The organism is Haliea sp. (genome assembly GCF_041395985.1).
GTDB lineage: Bacteria > Pseudomonadota > Gammaproteobacteria > Pseudomonadales > Halieaceae > Haliea.
In genome coordinates, this window is record NZ_JAWKZJ010000002.1 from 596,287 (window position 1) to 621,832 (window position 25,546).

23 protein-coding genes and 3 pseudogenes are annotated in these 25,546 nt (G+C 60.7%); 3 read left to right on the plus strand and 23 right to left on the minus strand.

All coding sequences use genetic code 11. The annotated features are described in order from the left end of the window. Positions 1–91 precede the first annotated feature (91 nt). The 9 genes and pseudogenes from R3E49_RS06310 to R3E49_RS06350 all read right to left on the minus strand — a co-directional run bounded on the left by R3E49_RS06310 (position 92) and on the right by R3E49_RS06350 (position 8,319). Positions 92–712: a nuclear transport factor 2 family protein gene (locus tag R3E49_RS06310; RefSeq protein ID WP_371294264.1), complete on the minus strand. Its 621-nt coding sequence runs from the start codon at positions 710–712 to the stop codon at positions 92–94. 116 nt (positions 713–828) lie between these two features. Beyond that, positions 829–2,292 carry a VOC family protein gene (locus R3E49_RS06315; RefSeq protein ID WP_371294265.1) on the minus strand — a complete coding sequence of 488 codons (1,464 nt, stop codon included), beginning with the start codon at positions 2,290–2,292 and terminating at the stop codon, positions 829–831. Between the two features lie 333 nt (positions 2,293–2,625). Next, on the minus strand, positions 2,626–3,882 hold the full coding sequence (locus R3E49_RS06320) for an HNH endonuclease domain-containing protein (protein WP_371294266.1): 1,257 nt from the start codon (positions 3,880–3,882) through the stop codon (positions 2,626–2,628). A 150-nt stretch (positions 3,883–4,032) separates the two neighbouring features. After that, positions 4,033–4,305, minus strand: coding sequence for a class I SAM-dependent methyltransferase (locus tag R3E49_RS06325; RefSeq protein ID WP_371294267.1), 273 nt, complete (start codon positions 4,303–4,305; stop codon positions 4,033–4,035). 86 nt (positions 4,306–4,391) lie between these two features. Then, the gene (locus R3E49_RS06330) at positions 4,392–4,916 is read right to left on the minus strand and encodes a DUF3427 domain-containing protein (RefSeq protein WP_371294299.1); all 525 of its coding nucleotides are present in this window, start codon (positions 4,914–4,916) and stop codon (positions 4,392–4,394) included. A gap of 634 nt (positions 4,917–5,550) precedes the next feature. Then, positions 5,551–5,679, minus strand: a pseudogene (locus R3E49_RS06335) (helicase-related protein); the annotation flags it as partial. Between the two features lie 314 nt (positions 5,680–5,993). Continuing rightward, positions 5,994–6,470: pseudogene (locus R3E49_RS06340) on the minus strand (DEAD/DEAH box helicase family protein); the annotation flags it as partial. Positions 6,471–6,736: 266 nt separating this feature from the next. Beyond that, positions 6,737–7,201: a phospholipase D-like domain-containing protein gene (locus R3E49_RS06345; protein ID WP_371294268.1), complete on the minus strand. Its 465-nt coding sequence runs from the start codon at positions 7,199–7,201 to the stop codon at positions 6,737–6,739. A 737-nt stretch (positions 7,202–7,938) separates the two neighbouring features. Continuing rightward, positions 7,939–8,319: a DUF2726 domain-containing protein gene (locus tag R3E49_RS06350; RefSeq protein WP_371294269.1), complete on the minus strand. Its 381-nt coding sequence runs from the start codon at positions 8,317–8,319 to the stop codon at positions 7,939–7,941. An 868-nt stretch (positions 8,320–9,187) separates the two neighbouring features. Between R3E49_RS06350 and R3E49_RS06355 the strand changes: the two genes are divergently transcribed. Further along, a complete protein-coding gene (locus tag R3E49_RS06355) occupies positions 9,188–9,469 on the plus strand; it encodes a hypothetical protein (protein ID WP_371294270.1) in 282 nt (93 codons plus the stop codon). Between the two features lie 892 nt (positions 9,470–10,361). Here the strand turns inward: R3E49_RS06355 and R3E49_RS06360 are convergent. Then, entirely contained in the window at positions 10,362–10,652 is a 291-nt protein-coding gene (locus R3E49_RS06360) for a hypothetical protein (RefSeq protein ID WP_371294271.1), read from the minus strand. A 58-nt stretch (positions 10,653–10,710) separates the two neighbouring features. After that, positions 10,711–11,082: a hypothetical protein gene (locus R3E49_RS06365; protein WP_371294272.1), complete on the minus strand. Its 372-nt coding sequence runs from the start codon at positions 11,080–11,082 to the stop codon at positions 10,711–10,713. A gap of 13 nt (positions 11,083–11,095) precedes the next feature. Between R3E49_RS06365 and R3E49_RS06370 the strand changes: the two genes are divergently transcribed. Then, a complete protein-coding gene (locus R3E49_RS06370; RefSeq protein WP_371294273.1) occupies positions 11,096–11,500 on the plus strand; it encodes a hypothetical protein in 405 nt (134 codons plus the stop codon). On the opposite strand, the gene R3E49_RS06375 is transcribed toward R3E49_RS06370, so the two are convergent. The 9 genes and pseudogenes from R3E49_RS06375 to R3E49_RS06415 form a co-directional block, all read right to left on the minus strand. Further along, positions 11,463–12,005 (minus strand): hypothetical protein, encoded by a 543-nt coding sequence (locus tag R3E49_RS06375; protein ID WP_371294302.1) that lies wholly within the window; start codon positions 12,003–12,005, stop codon positions 11,463–11,465. The genes R3E49_RS06370 and R3E49_RS06375 overlap by 38 nt on opposite strands. 29 nt (positions 12,006–12,034) lie before the next feature. After that, positions 12,035–12,220, minus strand: a pseudogene (locus tag R3E49_RS06380) (AAA family ATPase); the annotation flags it as partial. A gap of 495 nt (positions 12,221–12,715) precedes the next feature. Then, a complete protein-coding gene (locus R3E49_RS06385; protein WP_371294274.1) occupies positions 12,716–13,315 on the minus strand; it encodes an exonuclease SbcCD subunit D in 600 nt (199 codons plus the stop codon). A 231-nt stretch (positions 13,316–13,546) separates the two neighbouring features. Continuing rightward, on the minus strand, positions 13,547–13,840 hold the full coding sequence (locus R3E49_RS06390) for a GFA family protein (RefSeq protein WP_371294275.1): 294 nt from the start codon (positions 13,838–13,840) through the stop codon (positions 13,547–13,549). 10 nt (positions 13,841–13,850) lie between these two features. Beyond that, positions 13,851–14,273 (minus strand): MarR family winged helix-turn-helix transcriptional regulator, encoded by a 423-nt coding sequence (locus R3E49_RS06395; protein WP_371294276.1) that lies wholly within the window; start codon positions 14,271–14,273, stop codon positions 13,851–13,853. 267 nt (positions 14,274–14,540) lie between these two features. Then, positions 14,541–15,110: a hypothetical protein gene (locus R3E49_RS06400; protein ID WP_371294277.1), complete on the minus strand. Its 570-nt coding sequence runs from the start codon at positions 15,108–15,110 to the stop codon at positions 14,541–14,543. A 96-nt stretch (positions 15,111–15,206) separates the two neighbouring features. Continuing rightward, entirely contained in the window at positions 15,207–16,271 is a 1,065-nt protein-coding gene (locus R3E49_RS06405; protein ID WP_371294300.1) for an efflux RND transporter periplasmic adaptor subunit, read from the minus strand. After that, entirely contained in the window at positions 16,271–19,366 is a 3,096-nt protein-coding gene (locus R3E49_RS06410) for an efflux RND transporter permease subunit (protein WP_371294278.1), read from the minus strand. Before R3E49_RS06410 ends, R3E49_RS06405 begins: the two co-directional genes overlap by 1 nt. A gap of 94 nt (positions 19,367–19,460) precedes the next feature. After that, positions 19,461–20,543, minus strand: coding sequence for an ADP-ribosylglycohydrolase family protein (locus R3E49_RS06415; protein WP_371294279.1), 1,083 nt, complete (start codon positions 20,541–20,543; stop codon positions 19,461–19,463). 151 nt (positions 20,544–20,694) lie between these two features. Between R3E49_RS06415 and R3E49_RS06420 the strand changes: the two genes are divergently transcribed. Continuing rightward, complete coding sequence (locus tag R3E49_RS06420; RefSeq protein ID WP_371294280.1) at positions 20,695–21,588, plus strand: sterol desaturase family protein; 894 nt, start codon at positions 20,695–20,697, stop codon at positions 21,586–21,588. On the opposite strand, the gene R3E49_RS06425 is transcribed toward R3E49_RS06420, so the two are convergent. The 3 genes from R3E49_RS06425 to R3E49_RS06435 form a co-directional block, all read right to left on the minus strand. Next, complete coding sequence (locus R3E49_RS06425) at positions 21,585–22,679, minus strand: CNNM domain-containing protein (RefSeq protein ID WP_371294281.1); 1,095 nt, start codon at positions 22,677–22,679, stop codon at positions 21,585–21,587. The genes R3E49_RS06420 and R3E49_RS06425 overlap by 4 nt on opposite strands. 104 nt (positions 22,680–22,783) lie before the next feature. After that, positions 22,784–23,926 carry a serine hydrolase domain-containing protein gene (locus R3E49_RS06430; protein WP_371294301.1) on the minus strand — a complete coding sequence of 381 codons (1,143 nt, stop codon included), beginning with the start codon at positions 23,924–23,926 and terminating at the stop codon, positions 22,784–22,786. Positions 23,927–24,044: 118 nt separating this feature from the next. Then, complete coding sequence (locus R3E49_RS06435; protein ID WP_371294282.1) at positions 24,045–25,472, minus strand: M20/M25/M40 family metallo-hydrolase; 1,428 nt, start codon at positions 25,470–25,472, stop codon at positions 24,045–24,047. Positions 25,473–25,546 lie beyond the last annotated feature (74 nt).

Genomic DNA, 25,546 nt, shown 5'->3' on the forward strand with positions numbered 1-25,546 from the left:
TCAGCAATGGTGGCCGTGGACTGCTGCTTCTGTGTTGAGTATCAGCGTCGCCCGGGCATGAACAAGCACAGGTTGCCAGCCATCGCGCTCGCTATTCGGCACTAAAATGATCAACAAAGCTGATCAGCTTCAGGTCGAGTTCCTTGACCATCCATTTTCCGCGGATTTTCTCGACGTGTAGCGTATAGGTACCATTGGCGACCGATACGTTGGTGACAACACCGTTCTGCTCGGGATCAAAAACCGTTCGCGTGGCATTCAGATAAGCCGTCAGCGATCCTGCTGTGCCTTGAGTTTCAACCATGAAGTTGCTCAGCATGTGCTGACCATGAGATATGGAATCGCCTGCATCGTTACGGGGCACGCCAGCATCCACAAACTGGGCCCATGCGGTGGGACCCACAATGCTCAGAGCGGGTGGACCATTGAAATCAAAGCCGGCTGGCCAGAGGTTAAACTTGGCATCCTCGGTGAAGCACTCCTCGTAGGTTGCAAGGCCATCCCAATATGCGTTCGGATTACCGGGGGCACCAAAAGTGTCAGTGCCCTTGCCATAGCACAGCATGAGATTGACGATGTCATTCTTGACCTGCAGATTTTCTGCAGCCGATGCCGTGGTTGAAAAGAAACCGACCGCTATCGCCATCGCCAGCGACAGGCTCCGCAGAAGGGTGGATCGTGATGCTGTTGCTTGAAGCGGTATTGTAGTCATTATCTTGCACCTCAAATTTAAAGTTATATTCAGTGACTCGTCGTTTACTCCTTGCCAGGGACCCTGCATGGCAAGCATGCGGGCCCCTGGACTGTCATGCGGTACTTCGACAGCAGTCAGCGAGGACCAGTGAACTCCAGCACCGTTCCATCGGGATCATAGAACGCAATAATTCCGCTGTCCGACAAGTCACCGGTGCAACAGGGTGCAATCTCTGACACGAAGGCGATATCACTATCCAGTTGCTTGAGCTTCTCAACGGCGCCGGTAATGTTTTCCACGGTAAACGCGATGCGGCCAATTCCGATATGGTTGACTGGACCGCTATAGGGTGGGGCCGGGTCAAAGGGATTGATCCACTGGACCAGCTCAACTTGAGAGCCGTCGGCCAGGGCCATTAGCGTACCTTTACGCTGGAAACCAATGGGCATTCCCAGAGCTTCTGCAACGTCGGAGCTGCCAGTTTCATAAGTGTCGCGTACCACTTGAAAACCGATCCGCTCGTAAAATGGCACCGACACACTCAAGTCACTGACGTTGATGGTGACCTTGCCGAGCCTGTTGATGTTGGTCTCAATGTCCCTCTCACCATCACCATCGTCGTCAATGAAACTGGAATTCGTCTCGATCAGCTGGTAATAGACGCCGTCCGGGTCCTTGAAGATCGCGAACCTTTCGCCGTCGGGGTTGGTTATCGGTTCAGCAAGAACCTCGATCCCGTTGGAGACCAAATAGTTATAGTCGTATTCGATATCCGCCGTTTCCATGGCCGCCATTGCCATACCCAGATGGTTGATCTTTTCATAGGGCGGATCGTCCCGGCGCGGGATCGTGAACTCGATGAGATCAATGAAGAAGCCGCGGGCAAAGAACAGCGGCAGACCAATCAACTGGCCTTTGAGCAGGTAACCACCGTCGACACCAATCGGGAAACCGACGGCGCGGTCCTCGTCCAGCCGCTCCTCCCACTCCGCTGCCTTGAAATCGGTCCCGGGCGGAATTTCAATGCCTATCGCTCTTGCCACAGCCGCAGTATTGGTCTGCGGGAAATCGATGCTGAAATTGAATCCCAGCCTGCGGTAGAACTCCCGTGCGTCACGGAAACTGCTGACCTGAGTATTGAAGTGGATACGGCTCGTTACCCCCGTGGATACCTCCTGCTGTACCTGCAGGTCGAACCGGGTACCCGGCTTGCCCGCCAGCTTGACGGTAATTTCGTTGGCCCCGGCCAGAAGCGTCACAGGAAGCTCGTAAGTTGATTCTTTCTTGCGGAAATCGCTTGGCTTCAGCAGGGTCTCGCCGTTCAACATGACTGTCGCGCTGGCGATGTTCTTGGAACGCGAGTCAGACAAATCGACCAGCGTCAGGGTAGCTTCCCCCGCACTGCCGATGAATATCTCCGCCCGCTCGGCTGGCGATCCCTTCTCACGTTCAAAGGTGGCCTCAAATCTATCCAGAATCACGCTACCGCCAAGAACAGAGTCATTACTCCACGCCTGGGTCGAGATCAAGGTCATAGCAAGCGCAGCCGCACCGACCCAAAACTGGGTAAAAGCTCCCATCCTGTGCATTTTCGTCATGATTTTTTCCTCGCTGCTTATTATTGATGACGCCCGGCGTCGGGGTTAGACCCGGCGTGGCTCCAGGCGGATCCAGGATTAAAACGCTGCAATCAAACCGGGCCTCGGCCCACGACTTATAGCCCGGAAAACTGAGTATAGACACTTGTTTGTGTCCTGCAAGTATTTTGAACCGTTACTGAACTGGCTGCGTTTTCCGCGGCCAAGCCTATCGGTAGAGGAGATTTTTTTTCTTCCTTCTACACCTGGCGAGGCTCGGTTTCTCGACAGATAAAATGACTCTATCTTATTGTATTTTTTGTATTTATTTTTCAGATAGCCGCAACGCAGCACTTACCGCCCAAACGTCCACTCCGCCAACTGCTGATCCGCCTTCAGGCGCGCCCGCTGGTGCAGCATGGCCTGATAGATATCCGCAAGGGCAGGTTCCTCAACCAGGGTCGGCAGTGACACCGCGGCCTCCAGCAGGAAGCGCTCACGGTACGGCGACCCCAGCCACGCCTGGTCCCACCAGTCCAGAATGCGCCCGTGCGCGGAGGACAGAGCGAGCGCGGATGGCAGCTTGTCGCCCTTGGCCAGGTTGACGTCGCTGCGGGCGGGCAGCAAGTTCCACAGGTCGTTGTTGAACCAGCGCGACCAGGGGAAGCAGTGGTCGATATGCAGACTGTTCGCCTCGCGGACCGGGCGGGCGCTCCACACGCAGGGAACGTCCACACCCTGCTGGCGCAGGTCCAGCAAGCGGCCGGCGGCGAGGCTGGTATCGCGCCGCCCCTCCTCCCAGGCAAATACCTGCTGGTCGCCGGCGCGGGGGTCGCTCACATTCCACTGACTGTGCAGCGCCGCCCACTCGCGCAGGATGGCGGGCTCCAGCCAGCAGGCGTACTGGCCCAGGGTCTGCCAGATCGCGGCGGGAATACGGAACACGCCGAACCGCGCCAGGTACTCCGCGGAAATCACCAGCGGCTGCGGCTGGAAACGAAACCCGCGCCGTTCGAATTCAAATACAGGGTCAGCCCGGCCGGGCCAGGTAATATAGCGGGTGGGCATCGTGGTGATATTGGCGCAGGCATCGCGGATGGCCTGGGTGACGATGGCGGCATGGTCATCCACCAGATGGCCACCCACGCGCAGATCATAGGGCGATATCTGTGCCAGCTTCCAGAAAGCTTCGCGGGCAAAGCCATAGCCCTGATCCGACTCGGGGCGTTCGCGCAGCTGATGGTCGATCAACAGGGGCTTGTACTGCTTCAGCCAGTAGAGGCCGACGATACCGAGCGGAATCTCCACCCAGTCATCCGAGCGCCGCATCACCACCCCGGGCGCGCTCTCGGCAATCCGGGTGAGCACCCGCAGCAGCCCCAGCTTGTAGGACGCCGACTTGTTGTCATTGACGATGATGTGTCGCAGCAGCGGCAGGCTGCCGGTGCCATCATCCGGGATGGTGAACACCACCGTTTCCCACTCCACGTGGGCGCGGGTCTGGTCCGGCTGCCGCACGGGATCCTTCATCACCACCGCCCGGCGCTGGGCGAAGACCGCGAGCTCCGCGGCGGATACCGGATGGAAGCCGCGCTCTAAAGAGCTAGACAAATGACAGGTCCGGTTTCTTGGTTTTGTCATCATTTCGAGTCATTTACTTGCAGTACGACGCATTTAACGTTGACATGTTGCTAGGCGAACCCGGTAACGCTTGAGCAGCTCCGTGAGGATGCGGAAGGCCCGCTCGCGCTGGCCCGGCCTTTATGCATCCAGACGGCGCTGAGCAGCACCAGGTCGAAGCGGTGGCCGAGCGCGCAGACGAGAGAACTCCGGCAGGGAGTCGTCCAGCCAGGTGACGTTGGGATGGGATTTGGGTATAGCCAGTTCGCGCATGCCCCGGCTGGGTTCGACGGCGATGACGTCCCAGCCCTTCTCGGCAAGCCAGTTGGCGTCGCGGCCCGAGCCGGCGCCTATGTCGCAAACGAAGCCGGGGGCCTCCGGTAAGTTACCTTTTACCCACCCACCGTGCACCATTTCGGAGGATAGTGCCTGGTACTGCTCAGATAGCCTTTAGCTGCGAGCACTATAATAGTTTGGGGGTTTGGTGTTCATCACAAGCGCTACGCAGGACGGGCATGTTCGAACAAGTGAGCAGGCATAGGGTACTCGAGTTCCCAGACCATCGAGATCGGCCTGTCACCTTCGTAGGAGAGCAGCTCACTCACGGGCCCCAAAAACACAAAGGGAGACGTTTCCCGTCCTACACGCTTCTTGAGGCGCGCGAAAAACAATACGGCATAGCCTCTCTCCTTGAAATGGATATAGCCCTTGCCCCGCTCGCTGTCCTGAGACGTTCCTGACTGGCTTTGCCAATGGAGCTTGGTTCGACTAATCGGGTAATCCTCGTACCGAGTTGTCGGAGAGAAATCCTTCTCTTCCTTCTGAAATGTAACTAGGTTGACGTAGAACTTGTTCTCCCGGGAGTGGAAAGCACCGACGCCGGTAGAGCCCGAGGCGTCTATCGTGGCCAGATCCAGAAGCGACTTGATTTCTGCCGAACCGTATTCCGCGTGAAGCCGAAGGCGATGACCAGAGGAGCAACTGAACTTCAGGCATGACGGTACTTGCTCTTGAAAGCCGCCAATCCGCGATCATCAGCCGCATCACTCACAAGGGTAGGATTCGCGCTCCATTTGCCAATTGACTCATTCACCGATGCTACACCAACGGTAGCGCCCGTTTTCCCCCAGAGAAGGTAATGCAGGGCCACCCCTACTCTCGCATCATCAATACCGGCTTCGTCCCTCTCGATAAGGCATTCTTGAAATTGCCTGGGAGAACGGGTCTGTTCGCATGCAATTCTGGATAGCGCTTTTTCTACCCGCTGATATATCGGCATCAGATGGCCGCGACTCGCCCGGAGAGCTACGGCCTTCCATTCTGACCAGGTTTTCGTTCTCAAGACATCGGCGGCTTACCTGGGCCAGTCGCTTCGATAAAGGATCCAAACCGCAGGGGCTGATCTGACTCAGACTCCCGAGTGCGAATCGTTTCGGAATAAAACTGTTCAGATCTCCAGAACCGCTCTGATTTTCTCAGGACCTCATCTCTGGCAACTCGCTCCAGTTGGATATTGCATCCTGCTGGCGAACTCGGGGAAGTCTTGCTCCACCTCTTTGTCCAGCCGCATACGACCGTCAGTGAGCAGCGCGGAAACTTCTATCCAACCGGTACCGTCTGTGGTCTGACCTACAAAATCGAGAACAGCTCAGGCAATCCTTACCGGGGGCATGACGAAGACCGCGAGCTGTTGCAAGCGGTGAGGCTCTCGGTAGGCCGAAGAAACATGACGAGGTTGATGTCCGGAATGTCTACCCCTTCGCTCAACACATCAACCGTAAACAGGAAAACGGTGGTTCCTCTCTAAAATCACGCAATCGTTGCTGCCGAACGTCCGGAGGGCGTGTCTCCGAGAAGGACTTCAGACGGTATCCCAGCCGCGCTAAAACTTTCCGCCATATATTTCGCATGGACCACACCAGCACAAAAGCCAATGCCTTTGGTGTCTGACAGGTCGGGTTGGTAATTTGCAAGCGCCTTCAGAATCGAATCAAGCCGCTGCCGCGCTGCGGAAATCATCTCCCGTATAGACCGCTTCCAGCTCCAGCAGAGTTGTATTTCCCATTGCTCCAGAACCGCTCCTCACGCTCAAGTCTATAGTGTCAGTTACCCCAAAATAATGGAAAAGGACATAGCAGCCGCTCTTCCAACGCCTCGGGTAGCCTGATCTCTGCAGCATAGCGCCCACCAAAGTCGGACAGGATCGAGCTTCCGTCCATTCTCTCGGGTGTGGCAGTCAGACCCAACAGTAACTCAGGGCGCAAGTTGTTGATGATGGGTCGGTAGCTACCCATGAGCAGGTGATGAGCTTCGTCGATCACTACGAATTTGAAATGTTTGTCTCCAAGCGATTGCCAAGGCTGCCCTCCACGCAGACTCTGTACAGACGCGAATACATGCTTCCATTCAAGTGGCGACTGACCGTCGACAAGAAGTTCGCCAAAATTGGCGTCGCGAAGTACTGTTCGGAAACAACTCTGCGCCTGTTGGAGAATCTCTTTGCGGTGTGCGACGAACAACAAATTGGGTAGCCCACCTGACGCCTCCACGAAACGGCGATAATCAAGTGCCGAGATTACCGTCTTACCGGTTCCCGTTGCAACAACGACAAGGTTTCGATTTTCTCCACTCTCCCTTGCGGCCGCTGGAGGCCTCTAAAACCACTTTCCTGAAAGGGTCTGGCAGTGATATCAGCAGAACACCGGAATGCTTGCATCTCTCGCCCGAGCACGACCGATAGCCGTTCTAAACCTGGCAAAATCGTCTTTGAGAAACGGCTCAAACTCTGGAGCTGTCCCAATAACTTGCAAATTCTGCTGAAAAACGCTCCAGAACGTTAGCCATATCACTCTGTGACCTTCACCGTCCACTCTAAACCACTGGTCATGGCCGCATGGGACATGTTTGCAGAGCCGATGTAAGCCGTCGAGAAACCGGTGTCCCTGATGAACTGGTAAGCTTTGGCGTGTAGACGCGTACCGCCTGTGTCGTATGATAGACGAACTTCTATATTGGGCTGGGATGCCAGCCACTCGAGTGCTTCCGGATCGCTAGCACCCATGTAGCTGGTGGAAATAATCCTGACCCGAACTCCCGAACCCACCAACGACTCAAATGCCGGGCGCAGCAATCTCAGTCCGGACCATTTTATAAATGAAACCAAGATATCGACCCGATCAGCGGTCGCCATCTCCGCACGCAACTCGTGCTCCAGTGGCGGATCCCCGCGTTGTCCTGTGAGCAAAATGCTGGTCGATAGCGGCGTCGCAGGTCGGACACTTCTCCGGGTGTCGCTCTGTACTTCCAGCAAGAGTTGCTCTTTCCTTGCGAGGATCTTCCGCTTGATTAGGTATTACCAGCCCATCGGTTTCTGACACCAGCTGAACAATTCGATTGACCAGCGCGCGCCTTCCATCAGGCTTCTCGCTCGCAGCGCCTGCTCCAGCATCGAACAGAAACCGAGAATAGGTATAAGGTTGTGACTCGTCATCGATTGACCTCAAAACCGCCTTCAGCTCTGGCTTGGATTCCAAAAGCTCTTGGAGCTCTTCGTCCAACAAACGCTCGTAGAGGCCAACCGGTAAACCTTTCATCATTATTTCGCCAGTTGGTTAAGCTGTGAACGGATAGGTATCTCTGCAGGAGCACATTGAAGCTGCACCCCGCCTCCGGGATCTGCAGGCGAAAGCAGCGTGCGCTGTGAGATAGATACAGCGCCGCTCGACGCAGTACGCCAGCATTTGCGGCGATGCGTGCTTCTGCGACAACAAAAGTGCGTGGCGGTTAAACATCCCGTTGCAACGATTTGCTAGGCACCGGCGGTGCACTACGGTTCGGCACTTGGGAAGCACTGCAACCCCAAAATTCCTGTCCTGCATCGGCTCCAGATTTGGCCTTCCGGGAATCGACATACACTTCAAAAAGCGTTTGCGCTTCTGTTTTATATTCGGTCTCAAATAGAACTGGGCCCTGATCTATGGCAGACCCGGGCTCAGAAAGGCGCTGTACTGTCTTCAGACTGTTCAAACAGTATAGACGATTTCAGTGTTATAGAAGGTCCTGATTCTGCTGGCACAACCGGTTGCGCGGTGACATGGCCCCCGTAATTTGACGTTGCAACTCTGCTACAACATATGACTTTGCCATGACCCGGAGAAGCGGCAAGCCGGCTGATTGACAAGCTCCGTTGAGCAGGTCATCTCGCTTCTGGGCTTTAGATGACCCATGACTCGAATCATCCAATTCAACAGCCAGTTTGACTGAGCAATCCGTAGGTTCGCACACGATAAAGTCAAAGTGCTGATGAAATAGCATTGAACGCACGCTGCCAATCGGATCGGCTTTGCGCCTTTCTTGGGAGATTACATCGGCCACACGAACCTTCGAACACAATCCCGGAGCCACCGACAGCTTGTACGAGGACCCCATAGAAAGATCGCTCCGCCTTCGAGAGAAGAAACTTGGATAACTGATGCAGGTAAGCCCGAGATCCTGCTCTTGGCAAGCGCCAAGAGGAGGACCACTACAAAAATGATGCTTACAGCAAGCAGCAAGGTATTCATCCAGTACTTCCTCTAAATGCCTGAAGCCGCTTGTATCGGCGGCAAACCACGCGGAATTTAACGTCCATCAACGTAGTGCTAGTTCAGCGCCCGACATGGCTTGATCCGGCGATCGAAGGAGGCGTATGCCTGACCACTATCTGACATTGCGAGCAATTTCTATCGAAACGAAAATGCATATCACCACCAAGCTAGTAATGTGTTTTACGCTCTCCCTACCCAAGCCAGCGCGCCTACAAATAAGGCCCAAAACGATATAGTTAAAAATCCCGACAAGACAGTCGCGCTTTAATCTTTGGTGTACACCGTCGTTGAGAACTGTGAAAATGCGTCATCCATAAACCTTCTTGCTCCTGGTTACGTCACATAACGCCTCAAACACCGGCGCAGCTTTGCTGCGTCCAGTGCTTTGACTTGTTAACCCTTGCTGAAAAAGACTCATGGTATTAACCTTTCCTTGAGGTAAATCACCTTGAAATACCAAAGCTTGGAAATATTCCGGGTGGAACTGGGAAGTACTAAACCTTCTCTGGGATTTAAAGCCAAAGCGATGGTAAAAGTCTGGATCTCCAAGCAATACACAACCTTTAGCTTATATTCTTTAGCTCTTGGATGGCAGCGCTCATAAGCTTTTGAGCCAATACCTTTACCCTGCTTGTCAGGAAAAATTTGATATTGGACCAGACCATACCAACTATCTGTATTGTCAGAAGTAGTAACCGGAGAAGCGCCACATGCCCAACGACATTACAACTTCTTCTTCGGCAACAAGTGAAATTGATAATGCGCCTGACTCACGAAGTGCTAACAATAAACTGCTCCGTATGATCGGTGTGTGGCGCTTCAAGAAAGGCGGCAACAGTAACCTCATGGATGCTTTGAGCATCCCTTGGTTGTTCTTTTCGAATATTAATACTCAACCGGATATCTCCTTGAGGATTAACAGCGTATTAGAAAGACCGGGCCGTATAATGCCGGGCCGGCTAACTCCCAAACCTCTCGCCCAGGCCTCGTAGGTTTCCCATACATTCATATAGATATACACTCTTCCCACCCACAATCAACGGGATTAAGAGGCCCTCGAAATGCGCTGCTCGCACTCACAACCTCCTAACCCCCACCTCCCCCAAATACATAAACCGCCCCGGCGTGCACGTCAGCACCACCACCTGCGCATCCCTCCCCGCCGCGGCAATCGCCGCACCCATGCTTTTGCAGTCAGCCAGGATCAGAGGAAGCCCAGGGCGTCGTCGATGATTACCGGCACGCCGCCCTGGTCGTCGACGATGCAGGCGGCGGCCGGGCGGGGTGAGGATACCGAGCTTCTTTGGCGCCCACGCTGAGGGAGGTCAGAGGGTGCAGTTTCGGCCGCTACGGAAGTGACTGAGGATGGTCAGTCCTCGGCGAGCGCGCGATGTCGAAGTCGCTGCCGAAGACGATCTTGCCCAGGTTCTGGATGCCTTCCCGCAGAGGGCGCACGTAGGCCTGGCGGGGCGTCGCGGTGTTCGTTGAGGGTCTCCCACAGTAGTTTGGCGGCAGCGGCGCAGGCGCTCGGTGGCGGCCAGGGTGTCCTCGGCTTCCGCCAGCGCCTGCTCGGCGGCTTCCAGTTCTTCGAACAGGCCATTGGCCTGGGCGCGGTCCAGGCGGCAGTACGGCCTGCTCCTGCTGCTGGTCGATGATGTCGCGTTCGGCCCGACGCAGGGCGTGGCTGGCGTTGTCCAGTTACCGGCTTTGCGGTACCTGGGTCTGCGGCTTCTAGCTCTGCCCGCAGCTGTTCCAACTCCTCGGTGATTGCCGCGAGCTGCTGCTCCCGCGCCGTTACAGCCTGCTCCAGCGCGGCATCCGGCTCGGCGGCTACCGCCTGCGCCAGGCTGTTGCGCTTCTCTTCCAGCACGCTGGTCAGCGCATTCACCTCAATGCTGGCCTGATGCAGGCTGGCCTGGGCGCGGGTAAGTTCGGCGCGCTGTTCCTCCAGCCGGCCGTTTTCCTGGTCCAGCTCGGATTCGCAGGCATCAGTGCTTCACCGGCGGTTTCCAGCTGCTGCTTGGCCTCGTGGGCGTTCGCGGGCAGGGGCTGGCCGGGGTCGCGCTGTTGCAGGGCCGCTGCACAGGCCTGCTGCAGCCGCGCGCAATCCGCCTGCAGGGATGCTTCATCCGCGCCCTGCAGCATGTCCTCGATGCGCTCGCGCAGGGTATTCACAACCTGTTCCGCATCCACTCGCCGTTCATCCAGGGTGATGGCCTGCTCCGCACGCTGCCTACCTGGAAGCGGGCCAGCAGGAGTATCCAGTTTCCTGCTGCCGTGCGTCCACTTCCGCCGCCAGTTCGCCGGCGGAGGTTGCGGGGGCGATGCGAATGTGCGCCAGCTCGGGAATCTCCAGCTGCAGGGCGGCCGCGACGTGCCGATCCAGTGTTTCACCCGCGCGCAGTGTGACGGGCTCACCATCCAGCTGCCAGTCCAGCGCCTGCTGGGCCTCGATGGTAAGGCAGGTGGCGGCGTTGTCGCGGGTGCGGGTGGCCACGTCCAGCGCGCTGGCGGCGGCCTGGATGGCCTTGCGCCCGGCACGGGTGATATGGATACCCGAGAGGGTTTCGCGTGCAGCCAGCAGCTCGCCGCGCTGGGCATTCACCTTTTTCCAGCAATTGCTCAACGCGTTTCAGTTCGGCGGCATCCTGCAGATAGTCGGCATCCCGTCGGGCCTGCTGCGGGGCCTGTTGCAGGGCGGCGCTGGGTTCTGGTTCCCGCTGGGTGGCTTCGGCAGCCTGCACGGTGCGCTCCAGTTGCGCCACCTGTTCGGCCAGCGGCTGCGGTGCGCCCTGCTGTTGTTGCAACTGCTGTTCCCGGTGGGCGATATCCGCCGCCGCCTGCTGGCGCGGCTGCCACTGGTTGCGAGCGTTGTGCGGCAAGGTCTTGCAGGGCTTGGCATCATGCTCTTTCGCAGCCAGGCGGGACTGCAGGCCGTCGATGGCCGCCCGGCGCTGGGCGTGTTGCTCCTGCGCCGCTGTCAGTTCAGGCACCGCGCGCTGCAGGCGGGCAATCTCTCCTGAAACGTTCTCCAAGCGGCGCAGGTCGTCGTCCAGGTCGCGCAGGGTGGCCTGCAGTTTCTGCACGCGCGCTCCTGGTGTTGCTCCACCCTTGCTGCGCGTCGGTGTAGCGCGGCTTGCCGGTCTTCAGGGTGAAGTATCGTTCGTATTCGGCCTGCACCGCATCGAATAGGGCGCTTTCTTCACCGCTGACCCCGGCGCCGCCGGCGGCGTTGTCCAGGGCCCGGGCCAGGCCGTCGGAGTCCGCCAGTCTGACGCCGCCGATCTCCTTGCCCTGCTCCACCAGCAGGGCGTCCCACAGGGCCATGTCCATGTGGCTGCTGAGGATCTCCCAGGCGCGGTTGTGGGCGTCGTCGCCGGTGAGCTGTTCCGCCCGCGGCGCGAGGATGCGCAGTTCGGTGCCGGCCTTGCGGTTGTAGGTCTTGCTGTAGTGGAAGTGGTAGTCGCCGCAGCGGACCTCGGCGGCGACGCTGCTGCCGACGTCTGGCCCACTGGCTGCGGCCTGCACTTCCTTTTCTTCGAACCGGACTTCTCCCGGAACAGCATGCGCAGGGCCTCCACCAGGGAGGACTTGCCGACCTCGTTGCGGCCTTCGATCAGGGTGACTGCATTGTCGAATTCGATCTCGCTGTGGCTGACCCCGCGCCAGTTATCGAGGGTGAGGGTGAGCAGCTTCATGCCGCCCCCTGTCATTGCCGCCGGCGCACTGGCCAGCCGGTACATCAGGCGCAGGGCGTCGGTGGCGGTGTCGTCGCTGGCGGCCGGAGCCCGCTGGGGGCCTTCCAGGTGGCGTCGGCGTAGCCGCTGAGCGCTATGGCATTGTCGTCCAGGGCGTCGGGGATGACGGCGAGGTCCGTGGTGCGTTCCGGCGTTTGAGGCTGGCAAACAGGGGGACTGGGTTTCCAGCAGGGCGTCCAGCTGCGCCGCCAGCGCCAGGTTGACTCGCTGCCGGTGAAGCCACCTTGGGCACAGTGCACTCCTTGCCGCGCACGGCGTCAACCACTGGGCAAACGCGGCGGTCTTCCCGCGCCCATCGATATCCCGCTGCAGGGCCTGGAACTCCCGAAACCGGTGGTGAGCGGCGTCAGCCGGCGGGCCCCTTTGTCCAGCTCCACCAGCAGGGCCTGGTTCGGTTCCAATTCATCGAAATCCGTCACCAATGGCGTGCCGGAATAGCACAGGCGGCCGCTGTTGCCGACCCTGGTCAGGGAGTGTCGGTCACCCAAAGACCACGTACTGTATCAGCCGCTCTGCCAGCGCCTGTTCCAGCAGCGCCTGGCTGATAACGCCGGGCTGGCTGTGATCTGGCGACAGGGAATCCACCTGGCCGTGGCCGAGCAGAATGCGGGAGACGCCCGGAGCAGGCTCCAGGGCTTTCAGTGCCTGGGCACACAGGTCCACCCCCGGGCGCTTGCTGAACCAGGGCGCGCCCACCACCTCCACATTGGCCAGCCTCGGTACGGGAATCGGCTCGCTGTTCTCCACCACGATAATGTGGCTGCGGGCCTGCTCGCGGAAGGCCTTGCTGCGGAAAAGGGTGGAGGCGTCCAGCGGGTCGTGGTTGCCCGGCAGCAGGAACACCGGCACCGGCACGCTGTTCAGCGCATCCAGCGCCCGGCTCAGGGTTTGCGCGGAAAGCTGGTTGGACTCGAACACGTCCCCCGCCACCACCATAAAACTGGCCTCGTGCTCCTCGGCCAGATGGCCCAGGGCGCGAATGGCATCAATGCGCGCCTGGCTGTAGCGCGCGGCGGCTTCCTGGCTGAGGAAAGCCCGCGTCATGCCGATCTGCCGGTCGGATGTGTGGATGAATTTCACGTGTTGTTATTTCCCCCCAATTGTCAGAAGTATGGGGGGGAAACCGTACCTGCCTACGCACGCTGTGATTGACTTTGACGTACATCACAGTACTGGCATGGGCGTCAAACAGGGTCAGGTGGCGCAGCCCGGGGAGGAAATTCTGAACTGCGGCAACGTGTCAGAGATCTCGTACCAATCGGCCTTTGAAGCATTGCATATGCGCCTGGGGCAAGCGTGTCGGGCTGCTGTTCAGGCGCCGTATCTCACATGCACCATACCGGTAGCCGGCTTTTCACCATAGAGCATGGAGCCACACTGTCGGCAAAAGCAAGACACACTTTCTTTGCTGCGACTGAATTTCTTCAGGTGCTGCTCACCCTTTTTAATTGAGAAAAGTGCCTTGGGGATACCACCTATGGCAGTTCCCGACGCGCCGGATGCCTTTCTGCACAGCGAACAATGACAATAGCCCGAATACACAAATGCATCCTGAACACTGAACTCCACACGTCCGCAGAGGCAACTTCCGCTGATCATGTCCATGTTGGCGCCCTTATATCGACTGCAGTAAAGCCAGCATCTTATCGGCGGACTCACTGTCGATGTTTCTGAGGAGTGACTGCGATTTCGCATCAAGGGTGACGGTGGCGTTCCTGAATAGGTCTTTTCCCGCAGGCGTGATCTTCACCAGGCTCACCCGAGCGTCTCTAGCGTTGGTTTCCTTGCTGACAAGGCCGATTTTCTCCATCGGCATCAGCATTCTCGTGATCCCCGATGCCGTTCGCGCGAGCGCTTCAGCGATGTCTATGCGCCGCAGCGCGTGATTGGGCGCCTTCATCAGATTCAGCAATACCATATATTCCGCTAAGCCGATGCCGTGAATGGCACCCAGACTATTGTCCAGATGTTTAGAGATCACGGCCGATTTCAGCCACAGGCTTTTGCTGATTGCGCCGTATTTGTCTTCAACGTTCATGACGATATACTTCCCATATACTTGATTAGTACAGTATATGTGATAATACTACAGTGTCAATGCACGATTTCATTCCTACGTCGGGCGATCACATCGCGGCGATGAAAAACAGGGACCTGACGCGTTTCGGGGCTGTCGCGAGACAACGCGGCTGTCGCGTTGACGGTCAGGACTGAACGGTCGCAAGGTACATGAGAGGGGCAGGCAGCGGACAACATCCGGCGCGTCACCGGCGCAGCCGTGCGACGCGAGGAATGCAGTACTGGTTTACAGCGTTGGAGCTTCCACCACCAGGCTGATGGCGCGGTCCAGTTCGAATACCACGAGGTCGCCCACACTGGCTTGCTTGAGGTTTTCCGGGTTACGCGCTGCAAACTCCATCACGTTGCCCTCGGGGCCTTTCAGCGAGAAAGTTCCGGCCTCGAGGTCGATGGCCTCCACCGTGGCGGTGATGACTTCGATGTCAGCCAGCACCACGCCGGGCTTGTCGCCCTCAGCGGCGGTGGCGGCGGCTTCCATACCGCCCTCCATGGCTGCCATGGGCTCGTCGGGGCGCACCAGTGACAGGCTGATTTCCTCCAGTACCGTCATGGTGACGACGTCACCGACGGCGACCTGGTCGAGGTTGCGCACGTTGTCACCGGCAGTGAAGGAGACGGACTCTCCCCCCTCGGTGGTCAGGGTGACCTCCCGCGTTTCGTGATTGATCGCGGCCACCGAGGCCGATGCCTCGACCATGCGGCTGGCGGATACGGCGGGCAGCGCGTCGTCAGCGGCGGTAGCCAGTGCGGCCAAGGCGAGCAGCGCCGTGGCGAGTAGCAAGCGGATTGTTGTCATTCGAGTCGTCCTGCGTTAAGTGAAGTCTGCGAGCGCGCACCATCGCGCGCCCACTCTGAAATTAGCACAAAACCGCGATTTTGCCCTGTGCCGCGGTCACTGCGGCTCCTCAACCGCCTGGCCATGCTGCAGGCGGTCGGCACCGCGCACGACGATGCGCTGGCCTTCCGCCAGCTCGCCCTCGACAGCGACCAGACTGGCATCGCCCGCGCCCACGACAACACTGATCCGCTCGGCAATATCACCCTCGCTGACGCGGTAGACATAGCTGCCCTCGCTGCGAATGACCACCGCATCCCGCGGTACCGCCAGGGTCATGCTGCTGTCCGCCAGCGGAATCTCCACCTTGACCAGCTGACCGGGCATGATGCTGTCGCTGTTCGCCGAGGGAAGGTCAATCCGCAGTTCAAAGGTTTGCGACACCGGGTCGCCGGCCGCGATGCGCGTGCGCACCACACCCGGGTGCACCCGGTCGCCTGCGACAACATCGAGGCGATCGCCCTGCGCCACCCGGGCCCGGTAGCGAATGGGCACGTCCACCCGCACCTCGAGCCGGTCCATGTCAACGAAGCGGCCAATGATCTCACCGGGCACCACGTACTCTCCCCCCAGTTTCTCCCGCTCCACCAGAACACCCGGAAAGCGGGCGCGGACTTCGGAGCGGTCGATTTCGTCATCCAGCTGACGGATGCGGGCCTCCAGGATGGCCATATCCTTGCGCGCAATGTCCCGCCGCGACAGGGCTTCATCAAGCAGGAACACGGAGAGGTTCTGTGCCTCGCTGAGCGCGGCATAACGGTCCACCACTTTGCCGTGATAGGCAGCGTTCACCGCCTCCCGCTCCAGCAGCCCCTGCAGTTCTTCCCGCCGCAAGCGCAGCGGTGCCTGGTCGAGCCGTGCGATGGACTCCCCCGCTGCAAGTCGGGTACCTGGCTCGGCAACCCAGTCCAGTTCACCGGCGACCGCCGCAGTCACCGCCACGTCGTTGCGGCTGAAAACGCTGCCATTCAGAGGCAGGCGTGCGCCCATGGCTACACGCTCCACCCTGCCGGTTTCCACCACGGCAGGCTCTTGCGCCAGCCCCGGCTGCGACAGCGACATCAACAGCAACACCGGCGCCCACATCACCCGGCACCTACAATACTCCCGCAACGGCTTCATCACATCTGCCCCCCGGGCACGTTTGCCGCCTCGGCAGCAGCGTCTGGCAGTGACGGTGCCCTGGCCGCACCCATGCCCAGTAAACTCGGCATCAGCAGCAGGGTAAGCGCGCCGCTGGAGATCATGCCGCCCACAATCACCGCGGCCAGACCGCGATAGATCTCGGAACCCACCCCCGGCATCAACATCAGTGGCAGCATGCCGAAAATGCTGGTCAGGGTGCTCATGAAAACGGGCCGTGCCCTGGTCAGCACAGCGTCGTGGATCGCCTGCCGGCGCGTGGCGCCCTCGCGCTCCCTGCTGCGTGTCTGGTCGACGAGCAGAATGGCGTTGTTGACCACCAGCCCCAGCAGAATGATAAACCCCACCATGGTCAGCATATCCAGAGATTGGTATGTGAACAGATTGAAGGCCTTGAGGGCCATTACGCCCCCGGCAACGGCTGGCGGCATGACCAGCAGCACCAGCAGACTGTCCCAGGCGGAGCGAAAGACCGCCGCCATGATGGCAAACAGAATCAGGGATGCGATGGCAAAGTTCACCAGCATCTTGCTCACCGCCTCCTGCAGGCGGTCGGCGCTGCCGCGGTAGGCAATGGACGCGCCCGGCGGCAACATGGCCTGTAGTGCCGGGTCCAGCTCTGCGCGCAGTCGCTCTATGGCTTCCTCCAGCGTCACGTGCTCCGGCGGCAGGACGTTGATGGTGACGGTGCGCAGGCCATCAACGCGCTGCAACTGCACCGGGCCCACGGTGTATTCAATGCTCGCCAGCTCACCGATGGCCTGTACGCCGGCCAGCGGCGTCGCAATCGGCGTGCTCCCCAGTTCTTCCGGGGTACTCCATCCCGGCCCGTGCACGAGCATATCGTAGCGCCGATTACCGTCGAAATATTCACCGGCATAGAGCCCATCGGTCAGTGCGCGCACGGCGTCGGCCAGCATCATCCGGTCCAGACCTGCGAGACCGAGTCGCTTGTCATCGGGCACGATGCGCAACTCCGGTTGATCCATGGTCAGCGCGGGCTGCGCGTAGGCACTGCCCGTTTCCCACATGCCCATGACCTGCTCCATGCCAGCGCTGGCCACCCGCATCAGGGTTTCCAGGTCCGCGCCGCGAATATCGATGGCGATGCTGCGACCACCGTCGTCAACCTGGATCATCGAAGCGCGACGCACAAACGGTCCGACGTCGGGCAAGCCGGCGAGGATCTCCTCGCGCATGATACGGATCAGGGGATCCGTGCCCTCCGGCTCGGCCGGATACAGGAATACCGTCCCGTAGCCGGGACCGACGCCCACGTTGTAGCCGCGCACCCTGGGCTCCCGCTCGCCGCTGTAGTAAGGCTGCAGGCGCCGTTCGATTTCACCGAACACCTCACTTTCGATGGTGTCCAGGCTGGTGCCCGGCGGCAGGTCAAGATAGCTTTCCACGGCGTCCACGTCAGCTTTTGGCAGGAAATCGACCTTGGGTAGCAGCAGTACCACCACCAGTGCGGAGAACCCCAGGATCGCCACGACCCAGCGCATGCGGGCCCGATCTGTCAGCGTGTGCTGGTCGATCCAGCCCGCGAGCCGCAGCCAGAAACGCTGCAAGGGGTCCGCGAGAACTTCGGTCAGGGCGGCGTGTGCCGTGGCCATGGGAAGCACCGTCAGGGACACCAGCAGTGACATCAGCACAGCCGCAGAGAGCGTGATCGCGAGATCCTTGAACAGCTGGCCTTCCAGCCCCTCGAGGAAAATAATGGGCACGAAAATGGCCACCGTGGTGAGGGTCGACGACAGCAGGGCCGGCGCCACCTCGCCGGCACCCGCCTCCGCCGCGTCACGCCGTCCCATGCCTTGCTGACCGAGACGCATGATGTTCTCCTGCACCACAATGGAAGCATCCATGGACAGCCCGACGGCAAAGGCCAGCCCGGCGAGTGAAATGACGTTCAGGCTGTGGCCGGTAAACTGCAGCGCCAGGAAGGCCCCCATCAGTGACAGGGGAATACTCAGCGCAATCACCAACGTCGCTCGCATCACCCGCAGAAACAGAAACAACACCACACTGGAGAGCAGCAGCCCCAGCAACAGGTTGCTCTGCACCAGCGCGATTGCACGCCGGATATGCAGGGAAGAGTCGAAGCTCAACTCCAGAGTCAGCCCCTCGGCAGCCAGTGGCCCGTCATTCAGCTCGGCTATCACCTCTTTGAGCGAATCCAGCAATTCCACGGTATTGGCACCGTTGCTGCGATTGAGCCGAATGTAATACGACGGGTGGCCGTTGCGCCGCGAGAAGCTGTTGCGCTTCATGAAGCCCGCCTCCACAACGGCCACATCCCGCAGGTACACCGGCTGTGCATTGCGCCAACCAACCACCAGATTGCCCAGCTGGTCGATACCGAAACTGCCTGCGATGCGGACGGTATACTGCCTCCGGCCGACATCGGCAAAGCCGCCGGACACATTGGTGGCGCGGCGCAGCGCGCGCGACACGTCATCAATCGCAACACCCATGCCCGCAAGCCTGTGGGGGTCGATGTTCACCGCGATCTCGCGCTCGCGGCGAGACTGCAGATTGACCTCGGCAACCCCCGGCACACGCGCCAGTCGCGGCTCGATGAGCGTGGTCACCAGGTCTTCGTAGGCACTGACGTCGCTGTCGAGATCGTCAGCGCGAAACAACTGCAGCGTGGCCGCGGCGTTACTGCCGGTGGTCCCGGCGCCGGCACGCACGATCGGCTCATCCGCGTCCGCGGGCAGGGGCGGCGCCTGGTTGAGATTGGTGATCACGTCAATCAGCCCCTGCTGCATGTCCCAACCGATCTCGAAGTTGAGTTCAATGTAGCCCTGGTCGCGGGCAATGGAGCTGACCATGCTGGTCACGCCCTGAATGTTGGCGAGGACACGTTCCTGGCCCTGAATGATCTGCTCCTCGATTTCCTCCGGCGCCGCAGCGCGCCAGCCGGTGAAAATGAAAATACGCGGAGGAGACAGCTCAGGGAGCAGCTGGATAGGCAGTCGGTAGATGGCCAGCGCACCAAACCCGAGCACCAGCATGGCGGCAACCAGAGTCGCTGCGGGGTTGCGCACGGCGAGTTTTATTATGTTCACGGTATCGCCCCCTGCGAAACCGAGCTTTGGCCTGCAGTATAGACTCGCTCACTGCGGATTTTCAGCTTTTTTTCCCGTGACTAGCGCACCCTGCTCAAAATGCGGGGTAGCGCTGCAACACCGCCTCATCCGGCTGCCAGTCAACGCAGTCCAGCAAATCGTCAGCGACCTGGGTGATCACATCGCGCAGCTCCAATGGCTCGAGCAGCGCCGCGGGAATCGCCTCCTCGCCCCAGTGAGCGCCCAGCAGATTGCCTGCAATTGCGCCGGTGGAGTCGGAGTCGCCATCGTGATTCACCGCGATCACCAGCGCTTCGTGCAGGTCGGTAGCCACCAGCGCGCAGTACACGGCAATGGCCAGCGCCTCCTCCGCCACCCAGCCTTCACCGAGCTGGGCGACGGCCTCGGCATACGGGGTGTCCGTCGCGGCCAGGTCTGCAGCGCGCTCCAGCGCCGCGGTGGTTTCCTCCGCATCCAGCTGCCCGGCCAGCTGATCCAGCGCGACATTCAGCGCATCGTCGATATCGCCCCCATCGCGCAACACGCTGATCATGGCGGCGAGGGCGCCGCCGGCGTACCAGCCGCTGGGGTGGCCGTGGGTGAGCGCCGAGAGCTCACAGCCCAGGGTGAAGGCTTCCTCCGCCGAGTCGGCGAACAGGCCCACCGGCGCCATGCGCATCACGCCGCCACAGCCCTTGCTGTTGTTGCGCGCCGGCTCGCCGGGTGTTTCGGTGTGGGTGAGCGCCGTCAGGCAGGTGTTGCCCGGGCCGCGCCGGTTGTGCAGTGCGGCCACTTCATACAGCCAGCCGCTGTCCGGATGCAGGGCATCCAGCTGGAAGCGGTTGACCTGCCCCTGGGTGAGCAGCCAGCGCTGGTAGGCCCAGGCGGTGACCTGCGGGTATTCGATCAGCCCGCTCTGGCGGTAGCGCATGAGGCCGCGAATCAGGCCCTCGGCGGTGAACAACGTCATCTGGGTGTCGTCGGTGATGGCGCAGGGCAAGCCGTAGGCCGGCGCATAGTGGCGGATGCCGTCGGGGCCGAAGCGCGCCAGTATGGCGTCCCGACTGTCGAACTCCACCGCCGCGCCCAGGGCATCGCCCGCGGCACCCGCCAGCAGGCAGCCCCGGAAGCGACTGCGCAGGCTCGGCTGGGAGCCCAGGGAAAGATCGTCTTGCATGGTGCCTCTCGCGCATGTGGGCGGCACAGCATAATCAAAACATGCTGCGCATAAAAGCGGCCGGTGCGGCGGCACAGCGCACCAAACAGGGCACTTCTCTGCCTGCGGCAATACTCACTATAATGGGCCACTCTACGCCGCGAGGGTGCATATGTTTGAACAAGCGCTTCAGGACGACCTGAGCCTGCTGGCCTTGCCGCTGTACCTGGCTGCCGTGCTGCTGGAAGCCTGGTACGCCCACCGCCACCACCTCAACCGCTACCGGTTGGGCGACACACTGGCCTCCTTGTCGATGCTGGTCGCCTCGGGCATTGTCGAGTTGTTGCCCCGACTGCTGGCCCTCACCGCCTTCGTGTACCTGCATGAAATCAGCCCCTTGCGTGATGTGGTGGGCCGCCAGTGGTGGGCCTGGTTGCTGCTGTTCTTTCTCGACGATTTCACCTATTACTGGTTCCACCGCGCCAACCATGAAGTGCGCCTGCTGTGGGCCGGGCACGTGAATCACCACTCGTCCCAGTACATGAATTTCGCCACGGCGCTGCGCCAGGGCGTGGGCGAGCGCCTGCACAAGTTCCTGTTCTGGATGTGGCTGCCCCTGCTGGGCTTCGACCCGGCGATGATCATCACCGTCATCAGCGTGAGCCTGTTCTACCAGTTCTGGATACACACCCGCGCCGTCGGCAGGCTGCACCCCTGGATCGAGGCCGTGTTCAACACGCCTTCACACCACCGGGTGCACCACGCCTCCAATGTGCGCTACCTGGACCGCAACCACGGTGGCGTGCTGATTGTCTGGGACCGTCTGTTCGGCACCTTCGCGGAAGAGCGCGATGACGACCCGGTGGTCTATGGGCTCACCACCAACATCGACTCCGATAACCCCTGGACGGTCTTGAGCCACGAATACCGGACCATCTGGCGCGACCTGCAGCAGGCGCGCAGCTGGGATGAGCGGCTGCGCACGCTGTTTCTGGCACCGGGTTGGTCTGCGCGGGGGCCCGATAAACGCGCTGCCGTGCTGCGCGAACAGGCCGGCATGCACTAGGCGGGGCGGTTCGGCTCCACCGCGTCGTCGTCACCCTCTGGCGTGACCACACCCAACAGCTCGGCTTCGGACTCCGCCGTGAGGTTCTGCAGGCGCTTTTTCCAGCGCCGTTTGGCGTGGCGGCGGAGGTTGGGGATGTCGTCACTCTCGTCCATGATCGGCTGGCCGATCAGAGCCTCGATCACATCCTCCATGGTCACTACACCCAGCCAGCTGCCGTACTCGTCGTACACCAGGAACATGTGCTGACGCTCGCGAATAAAGCGCGTCATCACCGACTCCACATTGGCGCGGTCGGTAACGATGGTGGCGGGCTTCATCAGGTTCGCCACCCGCTGGCCTTCATCGGCGCGAATGACATCGTGGCGAAACAAAATACCCAGCGGCGCTTCATCTTCATCCAGCACCGGATAACGCGAGAACTGGTGCTCCTGGATCTGCTCGATAAACTCAGCGACCGTCTGGTCTGGCGACAGCGTCTGGCACACCACGCGCGGCGTCATGATCTGGCGCACGTTGACTTCGTGCAGGTCCAGCACATTGGAAATGACCCGCTGCTCGTCTTCGTCGATCTTGTCCAGCTCGCGGCCGAGCAGGGACAGCGCCTTGATCTCCAGGCGGATATCATGCTCCGGCGGCTTGCCACCGAACAGCTTCATGATCTGGTCGGACATCCAGATGGCCGGCTTGAGAATAAAAATCATGCCATTGAGGATGGACGGCAGCACCGGCGCCATGAACATCCAGTAGCGGGCACCGATGGTCTTGGGCATGATTTCCGAGAACACCAGAATCAACAGGGTCATGATGGCAGAGGCCACCCCGAGAAAGCCGTCGCCGTAGATTTTCACCACCTGCGCACCCACACCGGTGGCCCCCACCGTGTGCGCCACCGTATTCAGCGTGAGGATGGCCGCCAGCGGCTGGTCGATATGGTCCTTCAGCACTTTCAGCTGCTCCCAGCGCCTGGGGTGCTGCTGCTTTTGCTGGGCGATGTAACTGGGTGTGATCGACAGCAGCGCCGCCTCCAGGATGGAACACACGAAGGACACGGCGATGGACAGAATGGCGAAAGCGAGGAGCAGGGTCATGGACGGATTTTGGATTCCAGCAGCGGTTGGATCGGGGATACGCCGGACTGTACGCACTTCATCCCAGCGCGTCCAGCGCCATGCCGCGAGCGCGCAAGCGTCAGCTACTCGACAGCGGCGCGTGCCTCATCCACTGCCTGAGCCACCAGTGGAATGATTTCGCTGAGCACCAGGTTTACCGGAGCGCCGGAATCGCGGCGGGTGTAATCGTCAATGGCTACGTAACCGCCGATCTTGCGCTCAATATCAATCCACGACACGGCGCCAAAGGCACCCGGGTCGTAGAACACCGTGGGGGTTTCACCGGCGGCCTCTGGCGCCACAATCCACCAGCCCATGCCGTAGGGCACGCCGAAGGCACCGCCACGATCAACCTGCATGAACGCCACCGAGTCTTCAGACATCACCCGGTTGTCGCCACAGCGTCCACCGTTGAGGTGCATGAGCAGCAGCTTGGCATAGTCCTGCAGGCTGGAAATGGCGCCGCCCTCTATGTTCGGGTTATCCAGCCCCTGCAGGCTGTCCGGGCTGCCGGTCCAGGCCGCCAGGTTTGACCACATATTGCCAAACTGGAAAACCTCAAGATCACAGGGCTCGGCAATGTAGGCATCAAACACCTGTCGCCAGGTGCTGTTGCTGACCTGCTCTGCCACCGCGCCGGCCAGCTGCCACTGTGACCCACCGTAATCAAAGGTACTGCCCGCTGGCACCGTGCCTTCCAGTTCGGTGCTGTAAATGGTGCGCGCGCAGGCTTCCAGCGTGCCCGCGGGGGCGTACTGGCACAGGTGGGCACCGTAGACGCCCAGACTGCCAAGCCCCGGAATGCCCGAGGTGTTGCTCACCAGCTGGGCGACGGTGCGGTCTCCGTACACACCCTCCCAGGGCAGGTAATCAGCGATGGGCGCTTCCACGGAAAAGTTCAGGTCCGGGTCGTCATTCAGGGCCATCAACAGCATGACCACCGGTACCTTGCTGGTAGATGCCAGCATTACAACGGTGTCCAGCGTATGATCGCCGAACGCCGCCTCGTGTACGGTGCCCTGCTGCTGGTCCACCAGCGTGACCGAAATGCCGTCGAATACCGTACTGTCGTCGAGGAACTGCTGGAAACGCGCATCGACTGCGGAAAAGTCGTAAGCCGGCAATACCTCAACCGGCGGCGCGGGTGTGTCGCTGCCGTCACTGCAGGCGCCGAGAGCGAGAGCGGCAAGCGGCCAGAGCAGCCGCCGCAGGGTCTTTTCTTGCATCACGTGGGGTGTCCCTTGTTATTGTTGGAGGGCAGCAACTACCCGGTTTAGGGCGTGCGCACAGCCTGTAGATCGATAATTCAGCCCCAGAATTGACCGCGTGTAAAGCCGCGAATTCTCAACGCCGAAAATCCGCTGTGCTGTCTGCGGCCAGCCAGGCGAAGACCACATAGGCGGCCACGTTCTGGTCCAGCGCGACGGGGTCGATCTTGTCCAGCGTGTCATCGTGGGTGTGGTGCAGGTCGAAATAGTCCATGCCATTCTGCACCAGACGCAGGGAGGGCAGGCCCGCCTCCACCATGGGAATCAGGTCCGGGCCCGCGCCAGCGGTGTCCATATCACCCGGGGCAATGCCCAGCGGCGCCAGCAGTTCGGCCATCAGGTCGACCACTGTCTGGCCAGCGGGCGAGACCTGCGCCGTGAGCTTCCAGATGCGCTCCGCGCCGAAGTCGCTTTCGGTGCCAATCACGTGCTGGGCGAGCTGCTCGCGGTGTGCCCTGAGGTATTCGTGGCCACCCAGCAGCCCCACTTCCTCCGCGCCCCACAGCACCAGGCGCAGGGTGCGCCGGGGCCGCTTGCCGGAATCCAGGATCATTTTCGCCGCGGCCGTGGTGATGGCTACGCCGGCCCCGTCGTCGATCGCGCCGGTGCCCAGGTCCCAGCTGTCCAGATGGCCGCCGATGATGACGATTTCCTCCGGCCGCTCGCGCCCGACAATTTCCGCGATCACGTTGCCGCTGGGCGCGCCGGGGCTGCTCTGCGGGCGCAACAGGAGACGCACGCGCACCGGAAGCTCACGCTGCAGCACCCGCTCGATCTGGTCGGCATCCGGGTTCGACAATGCCGCGGCCGGAATCTGCGGCACGGCCTCGGCATAGCGCATCTGGCCGGTGTGGGGGAAGCGATGGTTGTCGGTGCCGATGGAGCGGATGAGAATCGCCTGCGCGCCCTTCTCTGCCGCGACACTGGCACCCACACGCCGCAGCTCGCCATAATGGCTGTAGGACGAGCCGTCCTGCGTGCGCTGCATGGCGTGGCTGACGTAGGCAATCCTGCCTGCCAGGCTGCCCGGCTCCGCCGCGCGCAGCGCCTGCAGGCTGGGGAAGGCTACCAGTTCGGCCTCAATGCCCTCTTCCGGCGTGGCCACCGAGCCGCCGAGCGCGGTGATGGACAGTGGCTGGGGGAACGGCGCCAGCAGGGCCGCGCTATCTTCACCGCGACGCCAGCCGGGAATCTCGAAGGGTTCAATGCGCACGTTGGCAAAGCCCATACGTTGCAGGCGCTGCACAGCCCAGTCGCGGGCCCGGGCCTCGCTCTCACTGCCCGCCAGGCGCGGCCCCACTTCGGTGGTCAGCGCCTCCACAATATCCCAGGCCATGGTGCCACCGAGTGCACGGTCGCGCAGTGTGCGCGCATGCTCGATGCTGGCCGCTGTGAGACCCACCGCCTCCGCGGGTTGCTGCGCGACCACCGGCAGGGAGGTCAGCAGCGCCAGCACGACGGCGGCCGCGCTGTGTGCACGCCCTGAAAAAACTGAAAATTTCATCAATAACGCCCCAAAAAACGCGGATATAGCGCTATTATCGCGCAATACGGCGTCCGCCGCACGCTGCGATCACC

Bases quoted from the DNA above. Each gene is read 5' to 3' on its own strand.
- R3E49_RS06310 (WP_371294264.1), bottom strand. From the start codon at position 712: ATGACTACAATACCGCTTCAAGCAACAGCATCACGATCCACCCTTCTG.
- R3E49_RS06315 (WP_371294265.1), bottom strand. From the start codon at position 2,292: ATGACGAAAATGCACAGGATGGGAGCTTTTACCCAGTTTTGGGTCGGT.
- R3E49_RS06325 (WP_371294267.1), bottom strand. From the start codon at position 4,305: ATGGTGCACGGTGGGTGGGTAAAAGGTAACTTACCGGAGGCCCCCGGC.
- R3E49_RS06350 (WP_371294269.1), bottom strand. From the start codon at position 8,319: ATGGGGTCCTCGTACAAGCTGTCGGTGGCTCCGGGATTGTGTTCGAAG.
- R3E49_RS06355 (WP_371294270.1), top strand. From the start codon at position 9,188: ATGCCCAACGACATTACAACTTCTTCTTCGGCAACAAGTGAAATTGAT.
- R3E49_RS06390 (WP_371294275.1), bottom strand. From the start codon at position 13,840: ATGGACATGATCAGCGGAAGTTGCCTCTGCGGACGTGTGGAGTTCAGT.
- R3E49_RS06395 (WP_371294276.1), bottom strand. From the start codon at position 14,273: ATGAACGTTGAAGACAAATACGGCGCAATCAGCAAAAGCCTGTGGCTG.
- R3E49_RS06400 (WP_371294277.1), bottom strand. From the start codon at position 15,110: ATGACAACAATCCGCTTGCTACTCGCCACGGCGCTGCTCGCCTTGGCC.
- R3E49_RS06405 (WP_371294300.1), bottom strand. From the start codon at position 16,271: ATGAAGCCGTTGCGGGAGTATTGTAGGTGCCGGGTGATGTGGGCGCCG.
- R3E49_RS06415 (WP_371294279.1), bottom strand. From the start codon at position 20,543: ATGCAAGACGATCTTTCCCTGGGCTCCCAGCCGAGCCTGCGCAGTCGC.
- R3E49_RS06420 (WP_371294280.1), top strand. From the start codon at position 20,695: ATGTTTGAACAAGCGCTTCAGGACGACCTGAGCCTGCTGGCCTTGCCG.
- R3E49_RS06425 (WP_371294281.1), bottom strand. From the start codon at position 22,679: ATGACCCTGCTCCTCGCTTTCGCCATTCTGTCCATCGCCGTGTCCTTC.
- R3E49_RS06430 (WP_371294301.1), bottom strand. From the start codon at position 23,926: ATGCAAGAAAAGACCCTGCGGCGGCTGCTCTGGCCGCTTGCCGCTCTC.
- R3E49_RS06435 (WP_371294282.1), bottom strand. From the start codon at position 25,472: ATGAAATTTTCAGTTTTTTCAGGGCGTGCACACAGCGCGGCCGCCGTC.